The sequence below is a fragment of the Micromonospora sp. NPDC005324 genome (genome assembly GCF_040607155.1).
In the GTDB taxonomy this organism is placed as follows: domain Bacteria; phylum Actinomycetota; class Actinomycetes; order Mycobacteriales; family Micromonosporaceae; genus Micromonospora; species Micromonospora trifolii.
In genome coordinates this window covers 1-10954 of sequence record NZ_JBEXGE010000078.1, presented here as the reverse complement: position 1 = coordinate 10954, position 10954 = coordinate 1, and the positions used below count along the sequence as shown (strand labels likewise).

Sequence of the window (10954 nt, the reverse complement as noted above, 5' to 3'; positions counted from 1 at the left end):
CCGCTGCTGCCCCCGACGCGCCACCACAATCGTCCAGGCCATCCTCGTCCTACACCACGTCCAGACCAGCCCAAACCCACGATGAAAAGGGCTCATTGTACGAAGATTGGAACAACACGCTCGGGGTGACAGTCTTCGCACGATCGACAAGCCAATCCCCCCGAAAAACCGCTGATGCCTTCGCGAGCATCATCGGCATTGACGTAGGGCTTATCAACGTCGTCACGAGTTCGGAGAAGGGGTTTGGTCTGTCAATCGAGTAGATCCTACGCGTAATTGACTCAATATGCCTGTTCTCTCACGGGTTTCGCTGGTTTGGACGTCTTGTGGGTTGGAGCATCGTGGTGATGCGTCGGGGATAGCAGCCGAGGTTGGCTGATTCCGATCTGAGGGCGAATTGACGCAGACAAAGCTTAAACTGGCTCCTTGCCGAAGGCCGCAGCGATGTGTGGCCTGTTGTGCAGCTAGATAAGACGGCCGTGCGGATTGCGGCTGTTGCCTCGTTCAGTGCAGGCTGCGGCTTTTGCCTCGAAATTCGTCTTCCGCAATTAGCAAAGGATCGCTCTGAAATTGTCACGGGTCTTACGAATCCTAAGTGTCATCCTCATTTTCGGCGGCGCAAGTGCATTCCCGGGGGCGCCCGCTGCGCTCGCCGAGCCTCGCATTCCTACTCAATTCGTCGCGAAAATGTATAGCGAGGCGCTTGGTCGAATCCCTGACGCGGCTGGCTGGGTCGCGGCGGTCGGGGCGTTCCGCGAGCAGGGGTGCACGAAAGCGACGGTTGGCCAAGTCCTTCGTTCGTTCTATACCTCGCCTGAATTCATGGCGCTGCCATACGAACCCGCCAATCGCATTCTTGCCATCTACCGGGGGGCCTTGAATCGCGAGCCTGACCAGGGCGGGTTAGACTACTTCTCCGAACAACTTCGGCAAGGCCGTGCGACGTGGGCACAAGTCGTTGACCAATTCGTCGCAAGTGGCGAGTTCTCGCATCTCGTCCCCTTGATCTGTGGCTCGCGTCCCAGTTACTATTTTGGCGCGCACTCGGCACCCTTTCTACCGCCCTCGGGAGAAGGCTTCACGGGCGGTACCGGCAAACAGTCGCAGATGCTGCTCGATCAGGCGCCGGCAGGAGCCACCGTGTATCTAGCCAAGTCGGCCGTGGTGCGACTTACTGAGACGCTGACTATTCCAGAGGGTAGAACGCTCGCCACGGCAGGGCTTCCCGAACCTCGAGCGTATGCCGCACAGGGGCGACTTGTTCGAGACGGCGCCTTTGCGGCTCCGATGATCCGATTGTTGCCGGGTGCCAAACTGCGCAACGCCTGGGTTGACGGCCAACGCGGCGACTTCCGTGAATTTGCTGCGGGGGCAATCAACATCCAAACAATGGGCGGCTCGGGTACTGAGGTTTCGAGCTCGAAAATCTCGAATAGCCGGGGATGGACCAACGTTCAGGTTTTCGGCAGCTACGAGGGTTACCCATGTCTCAGCACGGTCATCGTGAAGAACCTCATCACCGCCTACTCATCGGATAATGTCAAGGCGGCCGACGGTTCAGGTCGTTGGACCGACGGGATCTCAACCGCTTGCGAGAATTCCAAGATTGAGGGCAACAGCGTCATCGACGCGACAGATGTGGGCATTGTGTTGTTCCGCTCGAGTCCGGCCAAGCAGCAGTCGCTGGTTCGCGGGAACCAACTACTCAACGCGGGAAACTCTGCTTGGGGATCAATTGGTGTTGACAGTGGCTGGGGGCGAGGGACCGTTCATGATCTTTCCGGTGCTCTCGTAACTGGCAACTCCTTTTGGACCGGACCGTATTCTCACGTCGCAATCGGCTTGGTCGTAGGGACCCGCCCGTGGTTTGGACGCCAGAACGATGCCGCCACCGGAGTTAAGGTCACCGACAACACAACCAACGGGCTGACCGCAGTTGTTGGGACCGGAATCGCTGTCAGTGACATGGATAATGCGATTCTGCAGCGTAACGACCTCATCCTGGAGATCCGTTCAGTCACCAACTGCCCATCAGTAGCCCTCGGCATTGATCGCGGCGGCCACCCGACCGGAGGTGATCTCCAAGTTGGCTTCGAAGCTGTTTCTTTCACCTCTGCGTCGGGCGATGGGTGCATCGGTTAATCTGCTCGACCACACGCATCTGTCAGGACAATTGGCTGCCCGAGGGCGGCTCAAGCAATCAGAGGCTGGCTCGGGGCTCCTGAAGAAATTGGTGCGAGGCGGGTGCTGTGACGTGAGGTTCTTCCTGGCTAAGTGAGAGGGGATGGCAGCAGTGGATCGTCTCGGACGAAGGCAGAAACCGGGACTGCGCCGCTGCTGCCGCCCCCGCGGCGGCATCGTTACCCGGGTCGAACCCTTGACGACCGCAAATGTGGGCTCGAATTCCTGTTCGTGCCGTCGGCGGTGGCTCGGCTGGCGCAGCACCATGCCGCTGTCGTCCGTGGAAAAGGGGCTCACCGGCAAGTGCGGTGACGCCTAGCACCACAAGATGCGAGGCATCGGTCGATCCCGCCGCGAACTGAACACGAAGATCCGATAGTACTCCAGCAGGAGATCATTTTTAGGGTTCCGTCGGGGCTTGCCGGGCGTAGTGGCTGATCTTGGCCGTGGCCTGATGCCGCCGTCGGAAGATGGACCAGGCGATGACGTCGCCGATGCGTCGAGTGGGTTCGATGATCAGGGCGTGGAACAGTCGTCGGGGTTCGTTGACGGTGATCGGGATCAAGCTGTCTGGGCTGGTGGTGTTGGTTGTTGCCGCGGCGGCGAGGAACGCGTGAGCGGCGATGACGAGGGTGGTCCAGCGGTGCCAGGCTCGCCAGCGGCGGTGTTGGTGCTGGTCCAGGCCGAGGTCGGTCTTGGCGGCCTGGAACGATTCCTCGATGCTCCACCGTTTGCCGGCGACGGCGACGAGGTGGTGCAGCGGAACGACCTCGGGTGACCAGCAGCGGTAGGACGCCAGCTCACCGGTGGTGCGGTTGTGGCGGATCAGTATCCAGTGGTGACCGTGATGGTGGTCGACGGCCAGGGGCAGGGTGACGAATGCCCAGTCGTAGTAGCGGTGCCCTTTCGCCCTCTGGCCGGCGGAGATCCGCTGCCACGCCCGCGGCGATTCTGGTTCGCTCGCTCGATGCCGAGTCCGGTCGGGACCCGGTGCGAGCAGGCGACCGCGAGAACGTAACCCAGTTCGCGGCCGCGCAGGGCCGCGGCCAAGTGTGGGCCACCGCCGTAGGCCTCATCGCCGGCGACCCAGCGACACGGCAGTCCGCCGGAGACGGCGGTGTCGATCAGCCGTCGTGCCAACTGCGGCTTCGTTGCGAAGCCGATCGTGTCGGGCACCCCGGCTTCCCTGCGTCGCTCGGGGTCGTCGGTCCACGCTTTCGGCAGGTAGAGAGCGACGTCGACCAAAGTGTGACCGGCTGGTGAGGCATAGGACAGATGCACCGTGAGCTGACAGTTCTCGATCTTCCCGGCGGTGCCGGAGTACTGCCGTTGCACTCCGACGGTGTGCACGCCCTTCTTCAGATCCTCCGGTCTCGTCGATCAGCAACACACCGTCCGGATGCCCGAGTTTGACCGCGACGAAATTCCGCACCTCGGCACGCACCTGCGCGTCGTCCCACCTGGGCCGACCGATCAGGTCCTGCATCCCGCCCGGACCGTCGGCACCGGCGTGATCGGCGATCGTCCAGCAGTTCTTGGTCCCTAAGGGCGCCAGCAGCCCGACCATGAAGTCCCGCACCCGCCGGCGCGGCTCAGGCCGACCGAAACGCGACCCGACCACGTCCATCAGCTCGTCGAACAGCCCCAATGATCGCTGGCTGTCTCGTCCGCTTCATGATTGCGGATGGCAAGGTGGCTGACCAGGCGTTCGTAGGGTAGGTCCGAACGGTTGGGGGTCCGGTTGTCCGGACCTACTTTGCGGAATCGGTGGCTGGGTCAGGCTCTTGGGACTGGAGCATCGGAAGGAAAAGTCACGGTAGGCAGACCGCTTTGCCCCATGCCGACCACCCGCCCCGACCAGTGTGGGCCAGGGAGGCTGCGGCATTGGAGAGGTTTACCTGACTGAGCAGCCTGACCGGTTCAAGACTCGACTTCGAGGTCCCTCGATCCTTCATCATCAAGGGATCGAGGCACGGCGCGCGCCATCTGACAGGTCGCCTGGAAACTACGGCTACCCGCGCAAAGGGCATGAGGTTGCCGGTTTCAGCCGTAGCTGAAAACCGAAGGTCAAGCACGATGGATGGTCCGGTGCGCGTCGCGAGACGGCCCGTGAGGACTGGCGGGCAGGGTCGTTGCGCCTCTACCCGAACCCACCGGCTTGGGGGTCGAGCTGACCCAACGCCCCCCATCGGGGCTGGAGCGGCGGGACGTCGCGAGACCGACGAGCAGACACCCAGCCCTCTTGACAGAAAGTCATCATGGACTGTACTACGAGTCATATTCATCATCTTGGAGGTGGTTGACTTGAACAGAGTCCGCACGGGCCGGCGCATGCGACTTACGTCGGGAGCAATTTGCTGCGCTGTACTCGTATTCCTCGGCGCGCTCCCCACGAGCGCGGCAGCAGCGCCGTCGTCACCGTCCGGTACGTCTTCTGGCTACTGGGCTCCGTACCCGGCTGGTCATGCCACTCCGTTGGGGGAGTCAGGCAACATCGTTGCGGGTTCCTGTACGTACAGACAGGCCAACGACGACCCGCATGGCAGTGGCGAGACATCCGTCCACGGCTACTGGTTCCACATCGCCGGCACGTGTCCGAGCATGGCGAACGTGGACATCGAACTGCAGGCGTACTGGTGCGATTCTCTCGGTTGCCGGTGGCTGACGGTTGCCTCGGGCTCGGGCGACTACCTCGCCGGAGGCGGATCCGGCCGCAGATCTAATGCGAGGATCAACTGCTCAAACAGCACGACCGTCGGCTGGAGGGGTGCTACTGATGTCGATCTGATCGGTGTCGCCGACCCTTCCGGCTGGTACTACGGGGGTGCCGTGAACCGCGCGTGCAGCCCCTGATCGAAAGCTGCCGCCGTCCCGGCGACGACCGTAACCGGCGATCAGGTGACACGGTTTAGTTAGGTACAGCAGGAACGATCACGGGAATCTCGGGGGTCGGACAGTGAGCAGCGGACAAGCCGGTTGGCGCCCCTACCCGGGCGCCTACCGTGCTCCCGAAAATCTTCCCCCGGTGGAGCCCGGTCGTATCGTTGGCCTAGTTGCCGGCTGCGATCTCCGAGGGGCGTACCCCGAGGATGCAAGTACCCGGAGCTTCACGGTCAGTGAGTTCGCGGTGATGGAGGACGGTCGGCGCGTGCTCCTGCACGCGGAACGTGGGTTCACTGTCACTGCTAGATCAACCGGCGTCCCGGGTGGCGTCGTTCCGCTCGTCGAGACTCGGGACAGCATCACCCAGTACGTGTTGAACGCCGTGCTTCCCGACGATACCGAAGAGTCCGCAGAGGAACATCCTTGGTCGTGGCTGGCCGAGCTAGCTCGGGCTCGCGGCCTGGATGTGACCGCAGAAGATCTACGAGGTCTTCCCTATCAGGTGGTCTTCACCGACATAGTGACCCGATGGCTCGCGCCTACCTGAGCTCCAGCGCCTAGACCTGATCACCCCGTAGTTTCCCGGTGCCGCGCTCCCGGGTTGTCGGTGTCCTCGGTGGCCAAGTCGTGAATGCCCGTCGCCGGGCGGTGAGGGGCCGGTCACCGCGGAATCGGCATTCCGAAGCCGGTGCGTTCTTTGCCCAGCGTGAGTCGGCCGGCGCTGATTTTGGGGCTGGTCCGGGTTGGCCAGGGGGCCGGTGTGACGGCGGTGTCGAGGTAGTCCGACGGGGCCGCGTGGGGTCGCAGATACTCGGCGGTTGCGAGTTCGGTGAGGGTCGCGGCGGAGGTATTCCGGACTGCTTCGTCGCGGAATTTTCGGGTGGTCGCGCTGGCGGTGACGGTGGCCGAGAACGTGGTCATGGGGACAGACCAGTCGCGGGCCAGCACCGCGGTGAGGTGGCGGTGATAGAGCATGGCCCGGCCGCCGCTGCGGGTGCGGGCGAACCAGGTGGCGTTGCGGGCGTTGCTGTCGCGGGCGCGGTCGGTGACCTTCGGGCCGGTGCGCCCGCCGAAGGATCGAGCGGCGCGGTAGGTGCTGCGGGGCAGGCTGGGTGGCTGCCAGCAGTCTTGGTCGATCCAGCGGGCGATCGGGTCGTGCGTGACTTGGGGCCGGTAGTCGGGGTCGCCGAGCCGCCGCCTGATTTCGGTGGCGAACCGTAGTTGGTCGTCGGGGCCGCCGGCGGCGAGGCGCCGCCAGTGCAGGGACCCGACGAGTGCGGCGACCTTGACGGTTTCGGGGTAGGTCACGGCGAACAGCCGCGTGGTGCTGAAGGTGGTCTTCTCGGTGCCGTGGGGGATGAGGACGTCGGCGCGGTCGCGCCAGTCGAGGCGTGCGTCGGTGTCGTTGTCGTCGGCCGGGTTCTGGCTCCAGCGGTGGGCGCAGATGAGGAAGCCGGTGAGGACGGCGTCGAACGTGGCGGCCGGGCCGAGGCGGCGCAGCAGCCGCAGGTGAGCGCGTTGCGCTGCAACGATTTCGGGCAGGTCGTCCAGTGGCAGGCAGGGCTGGTCGACCAGGTCGGGCGGTCCGATCCAGATCCGGTGGCGGGTGCAGACGTAGCGGTGGTGCGGCAGTAGCTGGAAGACGGTTCCGCCGGGGTGCCGGGCGGTGCAGCGTGGGCAGCCGCGCTGCGCTTCGTGGCGGTGGGCCAACCAGTCCGGTTCGGGCTGGCGCAGCTCGATCACGGCGCGGACGAGCAGCGCGTGTGGCAGGCCGGTGACGGCGGCGAGCAGGTCCGCGGCGATGTATCGGGATTGGCTGGTGGCGACGCGGGGTCGGCTGACCTGGTGCCAGAGTTCGTCGAACGACATCCCGTGCAGGGTGGCCAGGCGGGCGGTGTAGGAGGCGGCGGTCTCGTGGTGCGCGGGCGCGACCGCGATTGGCAGGCGGGAGCGCATCACGCCGGGACTTCCCTGCGGGGCGCGGTCGCGGCTCGGGGTTTCGCCGCGGCGTTCGCGCGTTCGGCGGCGTAGTCGACCGGCACGAAGTCGAGCAGCTCGCGGGTGATTTGCTCGGTGCCGTCCTTGATGGCCAGGATCGCAGCGCCGCGGATGAGCTGCGACAAGCTGCCGATCATCCCACCGGTTCGCTGGTAGAGGTATTCATCGAGCGCGACCAGCGTTTCGGGCCGGTGCTCGCGCAGGCGCAGCGTGCCTTCCAGGGTCGAGACCAGTGACCGCCAGGCGGCGCGCTGCTCGGCGGTGCCGTAGGCGAACGGGGTGGAAGCGATCAGGGTGAACCGGCCGGCGATCTGCCGGCCGCGGACCCCGGCGAACAGCCCTTGGGCTTCGACCTCGATCCCGGGGTAGACGAACGTCGCGGGCAACCGCTCGGCGAAGTATTTGAGCTGGTCGGACACCTCTGCGCCGGAGCGGGTGGCGAGGTTGAGGTTGTGGATCTCGTCGACCAGGACCAGCTCGACGCCGGTGTGCGCGGCGGTGGCGCAGACGGCGTTGACGATGTCGGGCAGGTTGGTGCGGGGCGAGAACTCCAGGCCGAAGAACCGGGCGAACTCGACGGCGAGCATTCGGGCCGTGGCTGCGGGCGGGACGGTGGAGTAGAGAACCGGCAGGTGGTGCTTGCGCCCTGGGTGGCGCTTGCGCACGGCGCGTTCGTGGGTGCGGCCCAACTGGGTCAGCGCGGTGGTCTTGCCGGTGCCGGAGGCGCCGGACAGGACCAGGCCGCGCCGGGCGGAGATCTGATGCCGGTTGAGCTGGACGAGCAGCCGCCCGGTGGTGAGGACCTGCCGGATCGTCGGGGTGTTCACAAGCGGCAGCATGGCGTGGTAGTCGCGGCGGGCGTCGTCCTGCGCGGCCCGCTGCCGGGGCGTGAGCGACAGCCGCTGCGCGGCGCCGGCCGGGGCGGCCGGCTCGGGCTGGTAGTCCACGAACCGGCGCCAGCCCTCTTTGGTGGTCAGCGGGTCGTCCGGGGTCAGGGCGTCGGGGGCGGCGCTCATATCCACCTTTCGGCTTCGGCGTCGGCGTCGAAGACACCGAACGGGATGACCTCGGCGTCCGGCCGCTCGTCAACGACGGGCGTGGGGCGCTGCTCGGGTGGTACTGGCCGGCCGGGCGCGCTGCCGACCGCCCGGGTGCGGGCGACGGCCTTGGCGCTGGCCCGGTCCGGTCCGTGCTCGGCGCGGGTGAGCAACTCGTCGAGCACCCGGGCGACCTCGGACTCGTGGCCAGCGTCGCGGCCCCGCTCGGCGGTGAGGCGGCGGGCGTGACGCCAGGTGAAGTCGGCGAACGGCGCGGAGATCATCGGCAGGTGGGTCCACGGGACGGTGACCCAACCGTCCGGGGTGCGGATGAACACCTGGGAGACGTCGTAGGGGTCGTAGTGGACCTCCCAGAGACCGCGGCGGGCGATCACGCCGGAGTGCTGCCGCCGCCAGGGTCCCAGCGCCGCGCAGTCGTAGGTGCGGTTGTCGATCCGGATGCCGTAGTCGTTGATCTGACGCCACTCGACGGGCAGCAGTTCGAGGTAGTCGTCGCTGGCCAGGGTCAGCGGCAGGTAGGCGGCCGCAGCGACGAGCGCGGCGTACTTCTCGTTCGGGGTGAGCATCCGGCGGGGCTGGTGCGGGTCGCGAAGCGCGTCGTGCGGGCGGTGCTGCCAGCCGACGATCAGCCACTCGTCGAGCAGGTCTTGCAGCTCGCCGATCGTCCAGGCGGCGGCGACGTCACGGCCGCGCAGGGTCGGGTTGCCGCCGGTGTAGCCGGCGACGTGCTGCGCGAACAGCGTTTTGATCGACTTGTGGGTGGCCTCGACGATGCCCTTGTCGGTCGGGGTGTCCTTGCGGGCGGGCTGGACGGAGATGCCGAGCCGGTTGCAGGCGCGGTCGAAGGTCTCGGAGACGAAGACGCGGCCGTGGTCGATGACGACGGTGTCGGGGACGATGACCGGCCGGGCGGCGGCCTCGCGCATCCGGGCGTCGACGTCGAGCAGCCGGGCGTGCGGCAGCCGCGACGCCGACAGGCGCAGCGCGTTGGCCCAGCCCGGCCGCATCGGCTCGGGGACCAGCATCTTGGCCAGCAGCAGCGCGGCGTCGACGGCCTTGGTGCCGACCGGGCGCAGCACCGCGGCGCAGACGGTGCGGGTGGCGACGTCGACGGCGATGGTCATGTCGGCGCGGACCGGCAGCCCGTCGTCGAGCAGCACCATCACGTCGATCGGGGTGGAGTCGATCTGGACCTGCTCACCCGGGCGGCCGGCGAACGTCGGAGTGAACGCGTCAGCCGGCCGGTTCGCCGTCTGCCGGCGGGTGACCGCCGAGCCGAACGTGTGTCTGCCAGCCGTGAGCCGCTCCACCAGGGCGTAAAACGCGGTTCGTCCAGGCAGGGGCACCACCCCGACCCCGTGCAGCTCCTCGACCCGTTTGACGGCGCGGTGGATCAGCCTCGATCGGGTGCCGGTCGAGGCGTCCGTCTGCTCGGCGATGACCTCCCGCAGCACCTCGACCAGCCGAGCGTCGGCCCGGCCGGTGCGTTGATATGCCCGTGCCGCGCGCTGGTCGACCAGACCCCAGAGGCCCTGTGCGGCGTAGCGGGCCCGACGGCCCTGAACCGTCCGGATGCCGACGCCCAGCTCGGCGGCCTTCACCGCATCCCGCTCGTTCACCGTGGTGCTGGCCGGGTCATAGCCGGGCCTCGCTGCCGCCGCACCGGGCATCAGCCCGGTCTCCACCTCAACGACGTGCTGCTCCCACCGCTTGGCATCGGCCAGCGCGTCGGTGGGCAGCGCGTCGAGCAGCCCGAACGGCTCGACCGTCGGTGCCGGGCCGGCATCGACCACGGAAAAGCCGGGCGCGGCCATGAGGTGCCCGGCGAGGACCACTTGCTCGGCGCCGGCTGCTGAGCGCAGCCGAACCGTGGCACCGGCCAACCCGACGACCTGGTGCTCGCCGCCGTCGAAGTGCACCCAGTCGCCCGGGCGCAGCACCGGCCTGGCCGGAGCCATCAGGACACCACCGCGCTGACCACGGTGCCCGGGTGCAGCGGCGTCGACAGGTCCGCGTCGAGGTCATGGCACCAGAGCAGGTGGAACAGCACCGGCAGCACCGCGAGCGGGTCGCCGACGGCTTCCGCCCCGGCCATGAGCGGGGCCGGCGCGGCGAATGCCCGGCGCAGCGCCGCCGCGACCGGCTCGACCTGGTGGCGTGGATGGCGGTAGCCGGCCAGCCAGCGGACGTTCGCGCTGCGGATCGCGTCGGTGGCACCGACCAGCCGGTAGTCCCAGCCGAGCAGCTCGCAGGCGGCGCGGGCGGCGTCGAACGCAGCCGCGTCCTTCGGCTTGATCCGATCCGCGGGGCGGCAGTCGACCACCACGGCGCTGCCGTCGCCGCGCCGGGCGAAGTAGTCCGGGGCGTGCGAGCGGCTCTTGCCGTGCGCGGCGGTCCAGAACAGCCAGAACGGCTGCGACGAGACCGCGACGACACTCGGATCGAAGTCGAGCAGCATCAGGTGGTCGCGCTCCAGCCACGACTCGAACCCCACGTGCCCGCCCATCGTGGCCGACCACCACCGGCCCGAGTGGTGCTTCTGGCCCTTGTAGGACGGGAACCGGCGCACCGGCCGGCACCGCTCGAACGGCATCGCCCAGGCGTCGGTGAGCAGCGCCCGCCGCTCGAGGCCGTCCTCGGTGACGAAGCCGACCTCGAACCCGTCACCGACAGGACCGGCAGCGCCTCCCGATAGCGCCCGCAACGCCGTCATGCCGTCTCCTGCGCGCTGGTAGCGCCTAGTACTGCAACGGCAGTTGGTCAGGGGTAGCCGTGTCGTCGGTAGTGGCAGGTTCGGGCTTGGTGTTGGCGTCGTCGGCGCCATCGGGACCAGG

7 protein-coding genes and 1 pseudogene are annotated in these 10954 nt (G+C 67.2%); 3 read left to right on the top strand and 5 right to left on the bottom strand.

Features of this window, described 5'->3' with window-relative positions:
- Positions 1 to 687 precede the first annotated feature (687 nt).
- Positions 688 to 2142, top strand: a complete 1455-nt coding sequence (locus tag ABZS40_RS35590; protein ID WP_354949014.1) for a DUF4214 domain-containing protein — start codon at positions 688 to 690, stop codon at positions 2140 to 2142.
- Between the two features lie 439 nt (positions 2143 to 2581).
- Here the strand turns inward: ABZS40_RS35590 and ABZS40_RS35585 are convergent.
- Positions 2582 to 3808 (bottom strand): annotated as a pseudogene (locus tag ABZS40_RS35585) (IS701 family transposase).
- Positions 3809 to 4791: 983 nt separating this feature from the next.
- Here ABZS40_RS35585 and ABZS40_RS35580 point away from each other — a divergent pair.
- Together ABZS40_RS35580 and ABZS40_RS35575 are read left to right on the top strand one after the other, a co-directional pair.
- Positions 4792 to 5034, top strand: coding sequence for a hypothetical protein (locus ABZS40_RS35580; protein WP_354949012.1), 243 nt, complete (start codon positions 4792 to 4794; stop codon positions 5032 to 5034).
- A 172-nt stretch (positions 5035 to 5206) separates the two neighbouring features.
- The gene (locus tag ABZS40_RS35575; RefSeq protein WP_354949011.1) at positions 5207 to 5611 is read left to right on the top strand and encodes a hypothetical protein; all 405 of its coding nucleotides are present in this window, start codon (positions 5207 to 5209) and stop codon (positions 5609 to 5611) included.
- Between the two features lie 113 nt (positions 5612 to 5724).
- Here the strand turns inward: ABZS40_RS35575 and ABZS40_RS35570 are convergent, their stop codons facing one another.
- Genes ABZS40_RS35570 through ABZS40_RS35555 form a run of 4 tightly spaced genes read right to left on the bottom strand, consistent with a single transcriptional unit; the run spans position 5725 to position 10833 of the window.
- A complete protein-coding gene (locus ABZS40_RS35570; protein WP_354949016.1) occupies positions 5725 to 7020 on the bottom strand; it encodes a TniQ family protein in 1296 nt (431 codons plus the stop codon).
- Entirely contained in the window at positions 7020 to 8078 is a 1059-nt protein-coding gene (locus tag ABZS40_RS35565; RefSeq protein WP_354949009.1) for an ATP-binding protein, read from the bottom strand. The genes ABZS40_RS35570 and ABZS40_RS35565 overlap by 1 nt, the downstream gene beginning before the upstream one ends.
- On the bottom strand, positions 8075 to 10078 hold the full coding sequence (locus ABZS40_RS35560) for a Mu transposase C-terminal domain-containing protein (protein ID WP_354949008.1): 2004 nt from the start codon (positions 10076 to 10078) through the stop codon (positions 8075 to 8077). The genes ABZS40_RS35565 and ABZS40_RS35560 overlap by 4 nt, the downstream gene beginning before the upstream one ends.
- Positions 10078 to 10833, bottom strand: a complete 756-nt coding sequence (locus ABZS40_RS35555) for a TnsA-like heteromeric transposase endonuclease subunit (protein ID WP_354949006.1) — start codon at positions 10831 to 10833, stop codon at positions 10078 to 10080. Before ABZS40_RS35555 ends, ABZS40_RS35560 begins: the two co-directional genes overlap by 1 nt.
- Between the last annotated feature and the right edge of the window lie 121 nt (positions 10834 to 10954).